The organism is Anaerobiospirillum sp. NML120448 (assembly GCF_023050945.1).
In the GTDB taxonomy this organism is placed as follows: Bacteria; Pseudomonadota; Gammaproteobacteria; order Enterobacterales; family Succinivibrionaceae; genus Anaerobiospirillum.
On sequence record NZ_JALKIM010000011.1, the window covers coordinates 22,534 to 42,315 of the forward strand.

General features: G+C 37.7%; 9 protein-coding genes. 6 read left to right on the forward strand and 3 right to left on the reverse strand.

The annotated features are described in order from the left end of the window. The first annotated feature begins 2,635 nt into the window (after nucleotides 1-2,635). The 6 genes from MXE38_RS03425 to MXE38_RS03450 all read left to right on the forward strand — a co-directional run bounded on the left by MXE38_RS03425 (nucleotide 2,636) and on the right by MXE38_RS03450 (nucleotide 12,773). Entirely contained in the window at nucleotides 2,636-3,496 is an 861-nt protein-coding gene (locus MXE38_RS03425; RefSeq protein ID WP_246911435.1) for a transporter substrate-binding domain-containing protein, read from the forward strand. A gap of 767 nt (nucleotides 3,497-4,263) precedes the next feature. Continuing rightward, a complete protein-coding gene (locus MXE38_RS03430) occupies nucleotides 4,264-4,992 on the forward strand; it encodes a transporter substrate-binding domain-containing protein (protein WP_246911438.1) in 729 nt (242 codons plus the stop codon). 546 nt (nucleotides 4,993-5,538) lie between these two features. Then, nucleotides 5,539-7,125, forward strand: a complete 1,587-nt coding sequence (locus MXE38_RS03435) for a class I SAM-dependent methyltransferase (protein ID WP_246911441.1) — start codon at nucleotides 5,539-5,541, stop codon at nucleotides 7,123-7,125. A 123-nt stretch (nucleotides 7,126-7,248) separates the two neighbouring features. Further along, complete coding sequence (locus tag MXE38_RS03440; RefSeq protein ID WP_246911446.1) at nucleotides 7,249-8,790, forward strand: class I SAM-dependent methyltransferase; 1,542 nt, start codon at nucleotides 7,249-7,251, stop codon at nucleotides 8,788-8,790. Nucleotides 8,791-9,222: 432 nt separating this feature from the next. Next, nucleotides 9,223-11,286 carry an AAA family ATPase gene (locus tag MXE38_RS03445; protein WP_246911449.1) on the forward strand — a complete coding sequence of 688 codons (2,064 nt, stop codon included), beginning with the start codon at nucleotides 9,223-9,225 and terminating at the stop codon, nucleotides 11,284-11,286. Continuing rightward, nucleotides 11,271-12,773, forward strand: coding sequence for an ATP-dependent helicase (locus MXE38_RS03450; protein WP_246911452.1), 1,503 nt, complete (start codon nucleotides 11,271-11,273; stop codon nucleotides 12,771-12,773). The genes MXE38_RS03445 and MXE38_RS03450 overlap by 16 nt, the downstream gene beginning before the upstream one ends. A 524-nt stretch (nucleotides 12,774-13,297) precedes the next feature. Here MXE38_RS03450 and yicI read toward each other — a convergent pair. From yicI to MXE38_RS03465, 3 genes are all read right to left on the reverse strand, one after another. Continuing rightward, on the reverse strand, nucleotides 13,298-15,619 hold the full coding sequence (gene yicI / locus MXE38_RS03455; protein WP_246911455.1) for an alpha-xylosidase: 2,322 nt from the start codon (nucleotides 15,617-15,619) through the stop codon (nucleotides 13,298-13,300). A gap of 1,189 nt (nucleotides 15,620-16,808) precedes the next feature. Next, complete coding sequence (locus MXE38_RS03460) at nucleotides 16,809-17,411, reverse strand: cytidylate kinase-like family protein (RefSeq protein ID WP_246911465.1); 603 nt, start codon at nucleotides 17,409-17,411, stop codon at nucleotides 16,809-16,811. A 610-nt stretch (nucleotides 17,412-18,021) separates the two neighbouring features. Continuing rightward, nucleotides 18,022-19,647 carry a glycoside hydrolase family 43 protein gene (locus MXE38_RS03465; protein WP_246911468.1) on the reverse strand — a complete coding sequence of 542 codons (1,626 nt, stop codon included), beginning with the start codon at nucleotides 19,645-19,647 and terminating at the stop codon, nucleotides 18,022-18,024. Between the last annotated feature and the right edge of the window lie 135 nt (nucleotides 19,648-19,782).

The following is a 19,782-nucleotide window of genomic DNA, read 5'->3' on the forward strand; positions in this document are numbered from 1 at the left end:
AGTTTTGGGCTTACAGTTAGCAATCTTAAAGTGCAAAAATCTTCTATATACTTTGAACTTATCGGCTTTTTAGCTAACTAAAGAAATTGCAGAGTCAGAGTAGTAATAGCAAAAGTCATATGCCAGTGGCTAATTACAAATAGCCAAAGCTGCTGCTAAGAGTTATTGGCTTAATAATCAAAACGCAGATCTATACCCTGACTCCCAAAACAAGAGCAAGATTTATCCATTTAAAACAGTTTGATTTAACTATACTCTGTCCCAAATCATAGGCAAAATGATTGGAAGTAAATAATTACTTGAAGGGAACAAATTATAGTTTTTTGCAGAATTCCTTTAATTATCAACTATTAAAGGATAAAACGGTGTGAGCTCGCTTCTAAGGCTATATAGAGGCGAGCTTTCTTAATTTTAGGCCTACCAAAATTAAGAACCTAATCTCGTCTATATTTAACCTTATCATTCGCACTCCCAACTAAGATCAAGGAGTGTATCCTAAACTTTTGCCCTATCAGCTTCAACCTAATTACTGATATGAGAGCTATCCTTATGCCTTTAAGGGTATCTCGCCCTTAACTCTTGCTAACACCATAGGCTATAGACCGCCAGCAAGAATTGCTCTCCTTTGTTTGTTATTGATGATGGTTGATAATTCATTAAATTATATAAACTTAACGGCTCCACGATAACAAAACTTTATGAAAATTTTACCAATTCTCAAATAGTTCTGTGACATATATCCCATTTATACCTGCTTTATTTTTGCAAATAATAATTGCTACCTTTACCAAAAATAAATGATTTTTAAGCCTTTTTACCCCGCCTTACAAAGCCACTTTATCAGATTTCCCATACTAAGCCACTTTTCCCTATCATCATTTTTTACCAAAACTAAAAAACCCACCACCTATTACCATCCTTATATAGCTAATGACTGAATATTGCCCCTCACATAAACCTTAGCGCAATAATCCTCTCAACCAACCAACCGACCAACCGACCAAGCAAGCAAACAAGTGACCACTCAACCAATCAACCTTAATAGACAGCAAAAAGAGTCACAGCACCTAAAGCCACCCAAACCGCTACAACAGCTCATCCTATAGCTACTGTTAGCCATACAACAATTGGCTAGCAGCTAACTCGCTTTATTCTCAACTACACAGCCATGCAATCAACCTATTAATAAGGTGAAGACCGAGAACTTTAGCTACAGCCTCTAACTACTATTGAAAGTGCCCTGCGATCTAGCCCTACAGGTGATGGTTTAGTTTGCTTTGGGTGATTGCTTTAGCAGAACGTTGCATTTTACTTAACAGAAAAAAAGCAAAAACACTCCCTAACAAACACTTTAGTTAAAGCCTCTAACTACTATTGAAAGTGGCCTGCGGTCTAGCCATATAGGTGATGGTTTAGTTTGCTTTGGGTGATGACTTAAGCAGAACGTTGCATTTTACTTAACAGAAAAAAGAGCAAAACTACTGCCTAACGAGCGCTTTAGCTAAAGCCTAGAACTACTATTGAAAGTAGCCTGTGGTCTGGCCCTATAGGTGATGGTTTAGTTTGCTTTGGGTGATGGCTTGAGCAGAACATTGCATTTTACTTAACAAGAAAAAAGCAAAACTACTGCCTAACGAGCACTTTGGTGTAGGCCGCTAGGATAATTGAAAATGGCTGGGGAAGCCATTTTTAGGGATGCTTTTAAAAAAGTTTGCTCTCTTAACAATAAGCTAATGAAGACATTACTCTTGATAAGTATAGTTAGCACTACAAGATATTTCATTGTTTGGTGAGACTACTTCTAAAAAGCGCACAACACTTTTTTTATGGAATGTGGAAAAATTTTCCGTATTTGAGTGAAAGTGTCATGATGGGTTTGAGGTAGTAAAAATTGTTTGGTGCTAAAGAGGTGCAATTATCTATATCTATCTTGATTTTATCACTATTATGTGATAGGCGTTAAGTTTGCGATTTTAATAAGAGCACTTAAGTTATTGATAGAAGCCTAATGAGAACACATTTCACGCAAAAATTACGTAAATTTCCGATAAAAACGCAATTAAGCACAAAAGCACGCTATTTTGCGATTTTTGCCGTAAATTGCTATTTGCTTGCTAGCAATTTGTTATTTATATGCTACTAACACTCCCTATTATCAAGCTTTTGGGCATAAATAAGCTGTTCTAGAGTTCTAATGCCATATATATCGCATTTATTCGCAAACTTGTATGGTGAGATCACTTAAATTTCATCAATATTTACTGGTTTAATCTAACAAAAATACATTCATGCGTAATTTTTTACAATTATATTTTGGTTCAAAATTAATAAAACTTAGGAAAAACTTAGCATGTATTTTTAAAGCAAAAGTGTTGAGTTAATTCCTTAAATGCTCTTTTCCTAGATAAACATCATGTTGCATCTATGCATATTTTTTGGAGAAATATTTCAAATGGTGCTTGCTAACTTTTTTAAGTCATATTGTAGACTAAGCTCACTTTTTGACAGTGGCGATATTTTTTTGCAACTAGAATCTCGCATCTTTGTAGCTGTCTCTCATTTACTATCCTTGTACAGTGTTCTAGTGCTCTTATTAAAGAGCATTCACATGCTTAAAAAATTGGTTTTTTCTTATATGAAGAGCTTATCTTTCATTGCCGCCCAGCTTGTGTTCGTATTTTTTGTGATTATCGGCTCTAAAGCTTTTGCTGGCAATTATCAAGTCGTTAAAAACTTACCTTTAGATGGTGTTGAACTTGAAGTTGGCGTAGCTATTACTCCTCCTTTTGTTATTGCAGGTGAAGGCTTTAACAATTTATCTGGCATTGATATTGACCTCATCTATGAATTACAAAAGCGTACTGGCTTTACCTTTACTGAGGATCGTATTCACCTGATGAACTTTGGTGAGCTCTTAGATGTAAGCTCCAGTGGCAATCTTGATATTACTGGTGGTGCCATTACTTTAAGCGAAGATCGTGAGCATTTATACGAGTTTTCTGATGACTCTTGCGTTTCTGACTCTGTAGTAGTAGTTCACAACAGCTCTAAGATTGATGAGCTCAAAGACTTACGTGGTAAGACTGTAGCTGCTGAGGTTGGCACTGTATCAGAGGATATTCTCCCTCAGTCTATTGCCTCTACCGTTAAGATGAAACATTCTGCTACTAATTTCATGCAATTTTACGATGTCTCTCGTGGCCATGCTGATGCTATCGTAGTAGACCATGCTGTAGCAGTTGACTATATCAAGACCTGGCAGGACTCCAATTTAAAGATCGCTTTTGCTCTTCCTCAATCAGAAAATGGCATGGGCTTACTCTTTAAGAAAGACGATGCAGTAAGCAAGCATTTAACTGAGGCTTTTCACGAAATGAAGATGGATGGTACTGTTGACGCTATCGTACATAAGTATATTCCTCACTATAAGAAGCAGCCATCTGCTAAATATGCCAGCTACCGTGCTCAGCATCAAAATAACAAAAGCTCCATTTAATTAAGTTAACAACAACAATAGCAATTAAAGAGCGTGCTTTATGTAGCACGCCCTTTCATGCAAACCTTTGCTATTACTGAAAGTTTCTTTTTAAACCTTTGTCTTGGAAGCTTAGCCTGAGCTTCCCAAGATAAATGCTACCCCAAAGTAGCTTATGGTACTGTTCTAATTAGTTTTCTAAGTTGCCAACATTGTCTCTTAGGCAAACTCTGATAGGACGATACTATATTTATCAGCCTTAACAACTGATATATAACTTACTAACAACTAACAAAATATCTTTTCCTTGTCTTAAGTAGGCTCCTTTTCTTAAAGGGGCCACTTATTTAACAAAGATATCCTCGTTTACAGAATTATTTTAACAATTAGCCACAACCTTAAATCCTAACAATTACCATTGCACATGATTGCAATGAATGTTCGTCTTGCTTTTTGGCTTAGTTTGCAAGACCTAATTTAATCTTATTTGGGATACGCCCCTACGCTTGGTATGGCGTTCTCTAGTTGAGCCTGACTTTTTAGATTATCAGCTTTCCTATCAAACAATGAGAGCTAAAAAGTTTGGCAAATAAACTTTTGTTGTACGGTTTGTTTTGATGTCATTTAAACAATAGTCTCGTGCTTGCACGGGACTATTTCCTTTTTCAAAAAGATACCCCTGCCCTACTATCACCAACCTGGTTAGCAGCGCTACTGTTTTAGCCAATGAATTAAATACTAGTGCCTATGAGGCAAAAACTGCCAAACCTCTAGCCAATGAAGAGTTAGTGGTAGCTTTCTATCTAGCTCCTCCTTTTGTAATTGTTGATAATGGCTTTGAAAATGTTAAAGGCATTGACGTTGATATTGCCCGTGAATTACAAAAGCGTACTGGTTTTAAGTTAAAGAACAACCGCTTTGACATTATGAATTTTGGTGAGTTAATTGACTTAGCGACCAGAGGAGAAATTGATATTGCAGGAGGTGGCATTACTTTAAATGACGATAGAGCAAAGAAATTTAACTTATTAGGCCCAATTGTAAGCTCAAGCTCTGTAGTGGTAGTCAAAGACCATCAAATCAAATTCAATAGCATTAAAGACCTGCAAGGACATAAAGTAGCTACTGAAATGGGCACCACCTCTGCTGATATTATTCCACCTGATTCTGATATTAAGGTGAACTTAAACGCCAATGCCAGCTTATTTATGTGCTTTTATAGTGTGGCCACAGGACAGGCTGATTCATTAATTGCTGATGCTCCTATTGCTTATGACTACGTTAAAGGCTGGAAAGAAGGTAATTTGAAACTAGCTTTTGCGCTACCAGATACTATTTCCAACTTAGGCCTGCTTACTACTAAAAAGCCAAAGGTATCAGCAGCCTTGCAACAAGCTTTTAACGAAATGTGCCAAGACGGCACTGTTGAAAAGATTGTAAATTCCTATTTTTCAGACCATGGCGATAGTGATCGCAACCACTTTTCCTTAAGCGAGCAGGTACTACTCAAAAAATAAATTCCCAGACTGCTACAGTTGAATGGCCTTTGCTTTCCTAATATTTAAAGGCAAAGGCCTTTATTAAGCTACATATACCAAGGGCAACGTCTCTTACCTATCCTTGATTACTAGTGTCAAGCTTTAGTAAAGATATAAGCTTAATATATTTCTTTCTATTAATATTGTTGTCTTAGCATTAAAACAATAAGTCCATATATATCCCCTTTTCTCTCCTATATTTCTTTTTGTTCATTAAATTTCTAGCCTTGGTTAGTGCTTTAGTATGATTTTTGCTTTATAGTTTAAACGTTAGAATTATCAGCGAGCTTAAGCAAATGTAGAGGATCTATACTTTTACCAACATAGGGCCACCAAATTTACTACTTCACAGCTACAAATCGCTCCGCTGATAATGGAAAACCAAGTTCGTGTTCATCACTGTTCTAGGTTAGCGCCATCTTTATGATGGTTGGTATTTTGTCTTTTTTACAAACATGCTGTGTTGTCCTTTTCTAAGAACAACCAATTACACTTTGAGTGCATCTTTTTTATAGGAGAGATATCGTGCATAGTTGGAATATGGGTTATGACACTGACACGAACTATAATTATGGATACTTTACCCAGCTTAATCCTTATGCTCTTCGTTTCAACTTTTTATCACAAGGTTTAGCTTTCCCTGATTTAGGCCCAAATACTACTGCTTGTGAATTAGGTTTTGGTAATGGCATTAGCGTAATTATGCATGCTGCTGCTAGTCCTATTAAATGGTATGGTAATGACTTCAATCCATCCCAGGTAAATTTTGCTAAGTTGTTAGCTGAGCGTGGTGGCGTTAAAGTTGACCTTCGTGATGATGCTTTTGACCAATTCTTAAACCGTGAAGATGTTCCTATGTTTGATTACATCTGCTTACACGGTATTTGGTCATGGATCTCTGCTGAAAACCAAGATGTAATTGTTGAATTTGTAAGAAAGAAGCTCAAAGTAGGCGGCATTTTATACGTTTCTTACAATGTTGGCCCAGGCTTTAGTATTGTTGAGCCATATCGCTATCTAATCTGGACTTATGTTAATAATTTAGGCGATCCATCCTTAAATCATATTCAAAAGCTTCCACAGGCTCTTGAGTTTGTTGACAAGTTACTCAAACTTGACCCAGGATACAGCAAAGCTGCTCCATGGAGTATTGAAAACTATAAGAAGCGCATTGTTGAGGCCGATCATAACTACGTAGGTCACGAGTTCTTAAACTCAAATTGGTTTATTGAACACTTCAATGTTATTGCTGACAAGTTCGAAACTGCCAAGCTGTCTTTTGTTTGTCAGTCTCGTTTAATGGATAACTTTGACGACATTATCTTCAAAGAAGAAGAGCGTGAAGTTTTAAAGCAATACGTAAATACTCCTTTATATCAGCCAGTTCGTGACTACATTATTTCCCAAACATTCCGCTGCGATGTTTACTCTAAGGGTGTAGTTAAGCTTAGCAACAAGCAACAACTTAAATGCCTCGATGAGACCTTCTTTATTCTTACCCAATATCATAAGGGCAATGAATTTACCTTCAATTGCCGCTTAGGTGCAGTGCCTGTAGACCTTGATCGTATTAAGAACATTATGCAGTTCATGAGCGATTATAAGGTGCACTCCTTTAAGCAAATGAGAGAGGCTCTTTCTCTTGAGTGCGATGATGGTAAGAACACCTCTAAGAATGCCCTTAAGCGTATCCCAGAAGAGGAGCTATTCTCTAATCTGGTTTATGCTGTTGCTTCTGGTATGATTACTGTTGCCATTGATCCAAGCACTATCTCTCAAGAAACCATTAATACTTGTAAGGCTCTTAACCAGCACATTTTACAAGGCAACCAAGATGAGTCTATTTGTGCTTTAGCCTCTCCTGTTACAGGTGGTGGTTACTATATCGATGATATTGAAAAGATCCTCATTAATCTGGTCTTAAAGCTTAAAGGTATTACCGAAAAAGACTTGAGCAATGGTCTGCTTTCTATTCTTGATGAATCTGCAACTATTACCCTTAAGGGTAAGGTTTTATCTGATCCTAAAGAAATCCAGGAAAAGGTTAAAGTCTTTGTTCATGAGTTCTTAGTGTTTAAGATGCCTCTTTATAAGAACCTGATGATTATCTAAAACTGGCCTTTATTTGCTTAACTATTAACTAACTAGAAAATACAATGCCTTATCTATTACTTGATAAGGCCATTGTTTCATACTATCTAAGTTAGCACTTTAGATTAAATACGGTATTGTCTCATGTCTAAATGGACTCAAGAATTTAAGTACAACTTACCAAGGGCCTACGTCGAAAATAACGAGACTAGTCCTCTTTACCTTCGTTATCTTTTAACCTCCAAGGGCTTTGCTTGCCCTGACTTTTCCCAAGGAAATTGCCTTGAAATTGGCACAGGTAATGGCGTTGGTTTTAGCGTTAAAACAATGTGCTCTACCGCTCACTGGAAGGGCCTTGAATTTAACCCAACTCTAGTTAACAAAACTTTAAGAAGAGCCAAGCAATGCCATATTAAGTTGGACTTAACTTCTGATGATTTAGCTTCCTTTGTTAAACGTCCTGATTTACCAAAATTCGACTTAATTTGCGTTGATTTTGTTTGGTCATGGATCAGCAAAGAAGATCAAGAGCTCATTATTGACTTAGTTAAGAACAACCTTAATGAAGGTGGTGTTTTCTACGTCTCTTATAACTGTACTACTGGTATGACTAACTTCGAGTCCGTACGTGACTTAATGAAGCTTTATGATACCAACAAGCACAATAACTCAGTTAGCAATAAAGATAAGGTACTCAGCATTAGTAAGTTCCTCTATCCTATTATGGAGCTTAACCCATGCTACGTTATTGCTCAGCCAGACTTTGCTCAACGTATCCAGCAAGCTTGCTTTGCTCCAGATCAGTTCTTAAGTGAGAACATCAATACTTATTGGCATATGGAGCATTTTAGTGAACTTGCCAAGCGCTTAGATCGTGCTGATATGGGCTTTGTATGTTCTGCTAATGGTGCCGATCATTTAGACCATATTAATTTAACTCAAGAGCAAATTGAGTTCTTACAGCCTTTATTAGGCACTTCCTTATATGAAGAGTGCCATGATTTCATGGTTGATCAGCGCTATCGCTATGATGTCTTTATTAAAGGTGCTGTACCTCTTAATACTAATGAGTTCTTGGACGAGTTTGCCTCACAAAATATCGTTATGATTACCAATGCAGCTAACTTTGACTATAAGTTAGCAGGCAATAATGGTGAGGTTGAGCTACCACGTGAGCTTTATGAGCCATTAATTGCTCTTCTATCTGATAATCAAAGCCATAACATAGGCATGCTTATCAACACTATTCTCAGTGAGCGTAGTGATATTGAAACTAGTGATCTTATTGCAGCCATCAACACTTTAGTGTTCTCTGGTATTTGCTCAGTAGCTGCACATAATGAAGAAATTAGCCCAGAATGCTTAGAGCAGAACCTACGTATGAACTTAAACATCATTAATAGCTTTAGTGATAATGATAATATTTTCGTAGGCTCTCCTTTGCTCCAAAGTCCTGTAGCATTGCCTGCAATTGATGCCCACATGCTACGCATCTTTGTTAATACCCCAGACTGCACTGATCTCCACTTAGTTGAGGGTCTATTACAATTATGCGTCTCTGGTCAGATTTCTCTAAACAGTGATGGTCAGCTTAATGATGAGCAAATTATCAAGGCTACTACTGAATGTGTAGCAGCCTTCTTAAGCCAGTCATTACCACTTTATAGCAAGCTCTTAATTGTTTAATACACCGCTAAACACTATTAAGCTATTGCTAAAACTAGCCCACAAGGTCTAGCTAGCCCCATAGGCGGCAATCTCATGAGGTCAGATCACGCAACACTAGTGCTCTGACCTTCAAAGCAATAGCCTCTTATAGGCCTTTTATGGGCTTTTTAAAAGCTTTTAGGAGCCTTTTGGGCTAGGCTCAAAGTTTACTTTGCCCTAAAAGCCCAAACCAAGCTCCATAGCTGTCCTCTTTAGCAAATCTTCTGCGTTTTGTTAAAAGACAGCTTTTTTATTGCCAACTTATAAAAACTTCCTTGTAAACAACCATGTATGGATCAATAATATAACAGAAGATACATTATCCTTATTTATAGCAAAATTTTGCGGAAAACTTACTCTCTATAAATAAGATTTAATATTCAAACAATTGACATTGGGAGAGAATTCAATATGTATATTAAGCAAATTCTTATTTCAGGCTTTCGTAATTTTAAGAATGCTATTATCCCATTCCATGAAGGAGTTAATGTAATTATTGGACATAATAATACAGGCAAAAGCAACTTATTGCGTGCTTTAGCTATTGTTCTTGGACAGATTGATGCACGTAAATTAAATGTTAGTGACTTATTTTACGAAACAGATGAGTCTGTGCTTAAAAAGCAGTCACCTCGCATCAAAATAGAAATTACATTAGGCATAAAAGAGAATGAAGCGACTAACAAAAGCGAAATGGCTGTGTTTTTTGAATGTTTTACCGACCTTAATCTTTTAAACGAGGCAGTATTACGATATGAATTTAAATTGTCTCCAGAACAAGAAGAGCAAAATTATATAAATGATGTTAGTAAAGCAACATCACATAAAGAAATATGGAATATCATAGAGCGAGATTATATAAGATTCTATAAAGCCATTCGTTCTGGTGGTGCAAAAGAACAATCTGAAGTTAAAGTTAGTGATGTTTTAGATAAGATTGACTTGCAGTTTCTTGACGCAATACGTGATGTAAGTCGTGAACTATATGCTGGTTATAACCCACTTCTCAAGACAGTGTTAAATTACTTTATTGATTACCAATTCAATGTAGGTGATAACAACGATAAGGTAAATGAATTAAGGAATACTTTTTCCAAAACATCTAAAGATCTTATTGAAAACTTAAAGGCAAGATTAGAAGACGGCAAAAATTTATTTTTGAAGTATGCAATTGATGCAGGTGCTACATTTAACGGTGCAAAACCAGATTTTGATGGAGAGTTGACCGAAAATGATATGTTTGCAGCACTAAGAATGATTATTAAACATGATAATGGTGTAGAGATCCCTGCAACATATAATGGATTAGGTTATAACAATCTAATCTATATGTCACTCTTAATTGCAAAAATGCAGTCAGACAGTAGCCATGCTTACATGAGAAACAGCGCCAAGGTCATGTCTTTCCTTGCTATAGATGAATGTGAAGCTCACTTACATCCTGCAATGCAGTACAAGTTCCTAAAATTCTTGAAAGAAAACCATGCCAACGGCCAAGTTAATCAGATATTCATCACTACACATTCCCCTCAGCTAGTCTCAGCTGTAAATATCGATGATTTAATATGTGTAACTTCTACTAAATTGGGAGAAGTAAATGTTGGCTACCCTCGTACCATTTATAACACAAATAATAAAGCTGATTTTGATTCCAAACAATATGTCACTAGATTCCTTGATGCGACAAGGGCTGATATGTTCTTTGCAAAAAAGTTAATATTTGTTGAAGGACTAGCTGAACAGTTATTAATTCCAGTTTTTGCCAAATATTTAAATATTGACCTTACTGATAAGCATGTATTGGTAGTAAACATGGGAGGAACTTATTATCATCACTTCCTAAAAATGTTTGACACGCTCAAGCCTTTTACAATCAATAAGAAAATAGCCTGCTTGATCGATATTGATCCTTGTAAAAAAGAGAAAGGATCCAATTCAAAGTTTAAAGCTTGTTATCCTTATGAGGTTAATTTAAATAACAGCTCAACTAGCAGTTCTACTGAATTTGAGTTCACCCATCATGGCGATTATGAGTTGATCTGCTATGAAAAACACCATAACATCAGATACTTCCGACAAGATAAAAAATATGGTAAAACGCTAGAGTATGAAATCATGCGTGAAAATCCAAATTGCAAATTACTTATTACTGAATCCCTATCAAATTCCAATTTATTGTCTAAAATGATTGTTGAAGATGATTGGAGAAATATTATAAGTTTGCTTGACAATAAAAAAGGTCGTGAATTTGAAATTATAAAGTCAGCAATACAAGCATCTGACTGGTCCGATCAAGAAAAGCGTGCCGCCTTGATAGCATCTGTTTATTTGAAGTCCCTTGAAAACTCAAAGGGTAACATTGCTTTAGAGCTAAGCGTAGCACTTATGGCTAATCTAGAAAAGCCTAATGGTGATAGAGTAATTTTTCATGTACCTAAATATATTGAAGAGGCATTAAATTGGCTAAAAGAATAACATCTTCAGACAGCTTACCTATTGACGAGTCATTTAAATTAAGCGCTGGCCCAGGCGCTGGAAAGACTCATTGGTTAGTCAATCACATAAAAGATGTAGTATCAAAAAGTATCAAGCTTGATGTAGCTCGGAAAATAGCTTGTATCACTTATAGCAATGTAGCTGTAAATACCCTAAATTCACGCATTAATATTGGATCAGATATTATTGAAGTTTGTACCATCCATAGCTTCTTGTATAAGAATATTTTTAAACCTTATGTTCATCTAATAGCTGAAGAAAAAAAGATTCATCTAGATAAACTTACACTTGTTGAAGACATTTTTTCGAATAAAAAGTCAAATCTCGATAATGCACGATCTCAAGAGACTTTGAAAAAGTATAGAGAACTAGGATATATTTCATTTAATGATTTGTTGACTTTATCTACATATTTACTTGAAAAATATCCAAATTTGTATCTATTGATGAGTATCAAATATCCATATATCTTCATTGATGAGTTCCAAGATACTTCCCCTATGCTTATTCAAATCCTTACTACATTAAGTAATTATGGTGTAGTTATAGGCGTTGTTGGTGATAAAGAACAGACTATATATGAATTTACTGGCGTTCAGCCAGATCAATTTGATAAATTTTCAATACAAGGGATGAAAGAGTATGAAATTCATGAAAATAGACGTAGCACTAAGCCAATTGTAGAATTGCTTAATACTATGAGAACTGACTTTAAACAAAAGTGCCTGAATGAAGCAGAAGGTATGGTTCCAGAACTAATCATAGGTGATAAGAATCAATGCTATGAATATTGCTTAAGAAAGTGTGCAAATGAAAATGTTCAAGTGTTGGCCTTTACAAATCAAACAGTCAACTCTATGAGACCAGATGCCTCTAAACATAACAGTTCTAGAAAATTAAACTTCGATTTCGATAATGATACTTTGCGCAAGCTTTATTTAATTACTTGGATAAAGGCAATAGAATACGCCCGAATGAATGACGTAACAAACACCTTATCTCAGTTAAAAGTCTTTAAACAAGACCAAACTGACATTAAGGCCAAACTAATCATGCTATTACAAAACTATCACTGCTACAGTAAAGGAAATGTTTTGGATTTATACATGTTTCTGGTTAATTATATCGGGTTCTATATCCCTGAAATATTTGACTCATCTACTATGGGATCTTATATGAATTACTCGTATAGTGAAGCTGCTTTGGGTATAACAATAGCCGATCCTAAAAGTATATATAAGACTATCCATAAGTCAAAAGGGGAAGAGTATGACAATGTTTTACTCGTTCTTTCTAACGAGCAAGATCTTAAATTTTTAACACAAAGTCGAGTCAACTATAGATTATATTATGTAGCAGCTAGTAGAGCTAAAAAACGATTATTTATCAATGTCCCTACATTAGATGATGAGTCACTGTATAATGAACTTTGCCGTATACCAATTAATATACTCTCCTACAATTAACCACTATCTTATCATTTTGCATAAATATAGCTCTAGCCTAACAATACCGATGTAATAGCGCTCTAGCTAATTGATAGTTGCTATATTTATCCAGCTAATGGTAAGAAGAAGCCTCACTAAATTGTGTGATCTTTAGTGAGGTATACTTGTGTCTAAATTTAAATCTGTTTGCGAAGCTCTAAACAGCCCCAACCTTCATAGCCACGGTAAACCAGCTCAAGCTACCTTACCTTATACAGGAACTAGGTAGCATAGCTTCCTTATAGTGCATAGTAATAGGCATACAACAGCCCAGGGCAATGCCCTAGAGTGCAGCGCAGTGAGTTGCAGCGCATTGCTGTGCCATACATTGCTATGCAGTGCCAGGCAAGCCAGCAAGCATTGTTGGGCTGCCTAGGGCTTTAGTTGTTTGGGGCCTTTGCCAAGGCCAGGGCTGGCTTGGCTGAGCTTAAAATATGGGCTTACCTTGCAAGTTGTAAGGTAAGCCCTTTGCTAAGATGGGAAACTTAGCTTGTTAGAGAAGATTAGAGCTCAATAGTAAAGCTACCTAATTGATTTGGCTTTACTAATACACCTAAGTCAGTACGCTCAATGGTGGCATCAGAGCTGGTGGCTACGGAAACATTACGTACTAATACGCTAATATCCTTGGCCTCACCCTCGCCTACAAAAGCGATAGTATTGCCGCAACGTGCAGCCTTTAAGGTAAATACGGTCTTACCTTGTAAGTCGGTCACTACAGCTTGAGTATCAGCACCATCTTGTAGTTCGAAGAGTTCAAACTTAGTGCCTACGTTGTACTCATAATCTGGCTTGGTATCAATAGCACCACGAGCTAATAAGGTATTCTCACGAACATAAAGAGGTAGAGACATATAGTCATGCTTCTCATGGTAGTAAGAACCACCCTCTTTAACCTCATTAGTAATTAAGGAAGTCCACTTGCCCTTTGGTAAGTAAACATCAACCTCACCATCTTCGCTAAATACTGGAGCCACTAAGAGGTTGCCACCCATCATGTACTGAGTTTCTAAGTGGTCGCAAACACGATCCTCGTTAAACTCTAAGGCCATGGCGCGTAACATTGGAATACCTGTTACGTGTGAGTAAGCAGCATTTTGGTAGAGGTAAGGCATTAAGTTGCACTTGAGCTTGGTAAAGAAGCGTAATACATCGCATGCCTCATCATCATAGTTCCAAGGTACACGGTAAGACTTAGAACCGTGGAGACGGCTGTGAGAAGACAACATACCAAAGGCACACCAACGCTTGTAAATATCAGCAGGAGCAGTGTTCTCAAAGCCACCAATATCATGGCTCCAATAAGAGAAGCCAGACATGGACAAGGATAAGCCACCACGTAAGGTTTCAGCCATAGACTCGTAGTTAGCATAGCAATCACCACCCCAGTGTGCTGGGAATTGCTGACCACCAGCCACAGCAGAGCGAGCAAATAATACGCTATTGCCTACACCAACCTTCTCCTCTAAGACCTCAAATACAGCCTTGTTGTATAAGTAGGTATAGAAGTTGTGCATCTTGATAGGATCAGAGCCGTCGTGGTAAACCACATCAGTTGGGATACGCTCACCAAAGTCAGTCTTGAAGCAGTCTACGCCCATATCAACTAAGGCACGTAATTTATCTTGGTACCACTTGGTAGCCTCTGGGTTAGTAAAGTCTACTACGCCCATACCAGCTTGCCATAAATCCCACTGCCATACATCACCATTAGGCTTCTTTAATAAGTAGCCATGCTCCATACCTTCCTTGAATAGAGGTGATTTTTGACCAATATAAGGATTGATCCATACACAGATCTTTAAGCCCTTATCATTCTTTAAACGGTCAAGCATGCCTTGTGGATCAGGGAAGCAAGCCTTATCCCAAGTGAAGTTACACCACTCAAAGCCTTCCATCCAGAAGCAGTCAAAGTGGAAGACACGTAATGGAATATCACGTTGCGCCATACCATCGATAAAGGAGGTTACGGTTTGCTCATCGTAATTAGTGGTAAAGGAGGTGGTTAACCATAAACCAAATGACCATGCTGGTGGTAGAGCTGGCTTGCCAGTTAAATCAGTGTACTTAACTAATACGTCTTTTGGAGTTGGGCCATCAATTACAAAGAAATCGATAGACTCACCCTCAACAGAGAACTGAACCTTAGATACCTTTTCAGTAGCAACTTCAAAAGATACTAAGCCAGGCTCGTTAACAAAAACACCATAGCCCTTATTAGTTAAATAGAAAGGTACGTTCTTGTATGCTTGCTCAGTGCTGGTGCCGCCATCACGATTCCAAATATCAATGATTTGGCCATTTTTAACACAGCTAGTGAAGCGTTCGCCTAAGCCATATACCAGCTCATTAACGGTAATGTCTAAACGCTGGAAGGTATAACGCTTGTCATTGTAAAGGTCAGTGGCATAGCCAGCATTCTTAAAGTAATCAGAACCTGTAATGCGCTTGCCATCACGCAAGAAGTCCATAGACCAGGTTTTCTTGCTAAAATGTAAAGATAAAGAGCCAGATTTATACTCAATAAAGTCCTCATTATCAATAAACTCAACATCTACCTTAGATACCTTGAGCTCATGATGTGGACCATGATCTACCACGCCAATGAAGTGGCTCATCTTAACGCCAATTACACCTAAATGAGGTGAGGTAATTTCAATGGTAAACATTGCAGAGTCAAGGGTCTTTGCACGGTCATCTAAAGTTTCTTTAGTGGTAGCAAAAACAGTTAATTTACCATCTTCAAAACGGTATTGATAAACCTGCACAGGATTGATAACAGAAAGGTTCTTCTGGATTAACCAATTTCCATCACTGATCTTCATGGCATTCTCCTCTTTTCATAAACGTTGTATTGCAACTATAGACTTATCTCATGTCCTCACAACATGAAATACAAGCAAACACAAAGAACTTGCGCATGACAACTACAAAAGTGCGCATATATGTGCTCGAGCACATATATGAATGCACATTTTATCTTAAATCAGCTCATTAGCCTAATATATACTTTAAAACTCTGCATTAGATCGCAGTTTTTTACCCCAAAAAAGCAAGTTTTTGCAAACGATTGATAGTACATGCAAACTTACATAAAAAGTACTCTACAAATTTGATTTGCGCCCCTTGTAAATTACACTCCATTATCCTGCCCCTCAAACATACTAAGATATTGTGGCAGGTTCTCTTGAAGAGAGCTTAAATGCCACAAATTCCCCAACTCACAACATTAATAGCCCAGCATTTTTACAGCACCGCACTCAGCACCAAGCTACTTATAGCTAATTTTATATGCTCCAATGACTTGCTCTATAAACGCCCATCTTATCTTGTGCCCATACACACAAGCAAACACACCGCTCAGCCCTTAAAACTCATGCTCCGCCTCTACTTGTTAGACCAACACTCAATTGCAACAATAGCAAAACACTCCCTACTCTTTCATCTATTACTTTGATGGCATGACAAGAACTACTAACCAGCTTTAACCTCCAGTGCTATTAGCAGCCCACTATCTTGTTTGCTCTTTTAAGCAATTACATTAAGAGCCGCTCCCTCAATAAGCATCACTATCGAGCTTGATAAGCTTTGCTAAGCTATTATGTACCTGGTAGATGGCAGCAAGGATGGCATACCCACATACTGGCTGGAACTTATCTTTTTAGTACTTGTTGTGCCTTGCATTGTCTTTTCTGGGCATATTTAGCTTGCCTTTGCTTGTGCTTGTGCTTGTGCTTGGACTGGTGTTGCTGGGCTTTACCTTACTTAGGTTAGCTTTACTTTAGGTAAGGAATGGAAATGAAAACTTAAGGGCTGAGGCTACTTAAGAGTGCTGCTAATAAAGCAGGTGCAGAGGCTTAGGCTGTGGCTGTAGCTGCGCTAGCAGCGGCAGCAGCAGCGGCAGCTGGCTGCTGTGACGGCGGGGAATGGAGATAAAAAAAGGATCACCCCTTAGAGGTGATCCTCTTTTTTTGCCTATAGTCCCTACTTAGGACTAAGAGTAATTACTTTTAATTACTTAATGAAGCTCTTGGCGTAAGCTACGATGGAATCTGCGATCTCATCGGTGGTGCCCTTGTCAGCACGAACTAATAAGTCGTAGTTTTGTGGGTCGCCGAACTCTTGAGCGGTAAAGTGCTTGTAGTATTGAGCACGCTTAGCATTTTCACGATCTAAATCAGCTAAGGTCTTGCCTGAGTAGGCAGTAACACCACGCTCTTTACGGAAGTTATCAGAAGCACCGATAAATACGGTTAAAACATTACGCTCATTGTGTAATACGAAGTCAGCACAACGACCTAGAATTACGCAGCTCTCGTGCTTAGCTAAACGAGCAATAACTCCAGCCTCAGCTTCGAAAATCTGCTGATTTAAAGGCTTCTCACCACGCATACCGAAAGAGAAGAATGGAGTGAAGTTTAAACCTAAAGGTGGAACTTCTCTCTCAAGCTTTAAGAGCTCTTCTTCAGTAAGTTGATCGATCTGAAGTTGGGCAGCAGCAATGTGAACTAACTGACGATCATAGAGGTGAACGCCTAATTTCTCAGCAACCTTAGTGGCAATCTCACGACCAGCTGCGCCATATTGACGGGAAATAGCAATTACGATATTTGACATTTTTTAGACCTTATTCCTTAACAATGGAAATGCAAATCTAAGCGCAAAGAGTCTCCACCACTCTATGTCAGATGAGTTTAATCATAACTAAACTCATTGTTTGTTTAAACTTAGCTCTTATGCTCATTAACAACTAAGTTAAACCTGCTCTACTAATTGCACTATTTGCAATGATGATCGATGAATACATCATACCCTAAATTTCTTAATTTTGTAATCTATTTACATAGATACACATCGATATTAAAAACTTCATAGTTTTTATGATCCAAACTATTCTATGGTTTTTAATGGAATTTAGGGATGTAAAACTAAATAATCATGTGCCAGCAAAACCATATTTTCGTTAGAATTACTGATAAATATCGTATTTGTAGCACTGCTATAATAGTTTTATCTACAATTTTAACCTAGCTATTTGCAATTTTAACTAAAGCTTTATTTTGCTCAGCCTTGCACCTATCTTGTGCGCTGCAAAACATGCAAAATAATGCAAAAATATGCAATAAATAAATAAATAAAAATCAGAGGTATATCAAACATAAAATATTTTCCATACCCCTGATTAATTGCTAGAGGAGAACTATAGAAGAAAGATTGTAAACTACAACTACTCTTTGTCTACGTAGCTAAAGTAGTCAAAGTCTGCATTCAAGTGAGTGCCTTGCATATCAATACAGGTTACACCAACAAAGGCACCAGTAAAGAAAGCTAAACCACCATTACGCTGGATATGATCGTCAGATAGATCACCTGATCTAAACTTGTAATCAATAGCAGTGAAGTTTACGCCATCAAAGCTATAGAAGTATTGGTAGTACTCACCACGTACTTCCACCTTGAAGTGAACAGTAGTTACGTCCTCAGGGATCTTAATTAACTTACCACCTAAAGGAGCATAGTACTTCTTGATGGAACGACCAATTACATCAATGCAACGACCTAACTCTTCATCCCAAGTTACATAGGCAAAGGTGAAGTTATCACGGTTGTAAATACAGGTCAAACCAGCTAACTGTTGGAAGGTCTCTGGCTTAAACTCAACACTGGTCTGAGCATCAAAGTTTACAGAGCGCCAACGGCGAGCAACTAATGCTTGAGTGTGGTAAGAAGCTAAAGACTCGTGGCCATAGATTCTTAAGAAGCCTGGACGCTCCTTTAAAGTTACCATCTGCTCAGTTAAAGGTACACGTAAAGATTGGTAGTGAATATTGAGCTCTTCACTATCAAAGTCATCACGGCCAGGCCAAGTTGGAGCAAACTTAACTTCTGGTAAGTTTGGAGCCTCAACCTCTAAAGAGCCCTGACGACCACCAACTACACGTGGCCAACCATCAACCCACTCAATCTTTTGAATAGCAGTCTCACGACCTAATGGGCAAGTGCCATGAATACCAATATCAAAGATAGGCTTTCTGCCTAACTCTAATGGACGGCTGGTTAAGTGAGCTAAGTACCACTCGCCATTTTGAGTCTCAACTAAGGAGGCGTGACCGCACTTTTGTAAACCATTATCTGGAGTATAGAAAGCACTTAACATTGGGCTTTGAGGATCTGCCTCATATGGGCCCCAAATATCCTTAGAGCGAGCAATAGCCTCGCTGTGGTGATAGTCAGTACCACCTTCGGCGCACATTAAGTAGTAGTAGCCATTAATCTTGTATAAGTGTGGGCCTTCGGTCATACCAACTGGAGTACCCTTCCAAATTACCTTTGGCTTGCCAATAAGCTTCTTTTGCTCATGGGAGTACTCTTGCATTACGATGCCATAAGACCAGTGATGGCCGATACGGTGATCCCAAATAGGATTTACTAAGTACTTGCGACCATCATCATCATGGAATAAGGAAGGATCAAAACCTGAGCTATTTAAATAGATTGGATCTGACCATGGGCCCTTAATATCAGTTGCAGTGGTTAGATAGTTGTGACCATCACGGAAAGCCGAACTATCCTCAGTCTTCATATCAGTGTAGATAAGGTAGAACATGCCATCGCAGTAGCTTAAGCAAGGTGCCCAAATACCACCGCCATCACCATTACCCTTCATATCTAAAAGCTTAGTAGTATTTAAAGGTAAAGATACTAATTCCCAATTTACTAAGTCTTTAGAGTGATGAATACGAACACCAGGGAACCACTCAAAAGTAGAAGTGGCAATATAGTAATCATCGCCTACACGAACAATAGAAGGATCTGGATTGTATCCAGGTAAAACAGGATTTTGAATTTTCATATTAAACTCTTACCTATTACTAAAAAGCCACAATTAACTGATGTGGAATCTTAAAACAACTACAAAGCACTACCATATTAATGAATATCTAATATGAGACTGATGCCGTGCTTTTTGCTAAATAAACTAGCTTAT

Coding starts and splice junctions, on each gene's coding strand:
- MXE38_RS03425 (WP_246911435.1), top strand. CDS start 2,636: ATGAAGAGCTTATCTTTCATTGCCGCCCAGCTTGTGTTCGTATTTTTT.
- MXE38_RS03440 (WP_246911446.1), top strand. CDS start 7,249: ATGTCTAAATGGACTCAAGAATTTAAGTACAACTTACCAAGGGCCTAC.
- MXE38_RS03445 (WP_246911449.1), top strand. CDS start 9,223: ATGTATATTAAGCAAATTCTTATTTCAGGCTTTCGTAATTTTAAGAAT.
- yicI (WP_246911455.1), bottom strand. CDS start 15,619: ATGAAGATCAGTGATGGAAATTGGTTAATCCAGAAGAACCTTTCTGTT.
- MXE38_RS03460 (WP_246911465.1), bottom strand. CDS start 17,411: ATGTCAAATATCGTAATTGCTATTTCCCGTCAATATGGCGCAGCTGGT.
- MXE38_RS03465 (WP_246911468.1), bottom strand. CDS start 19,647: ATGAAAATTCAAAATCCTGTTTTACCTGGATACAATCCAGATCCTTCT.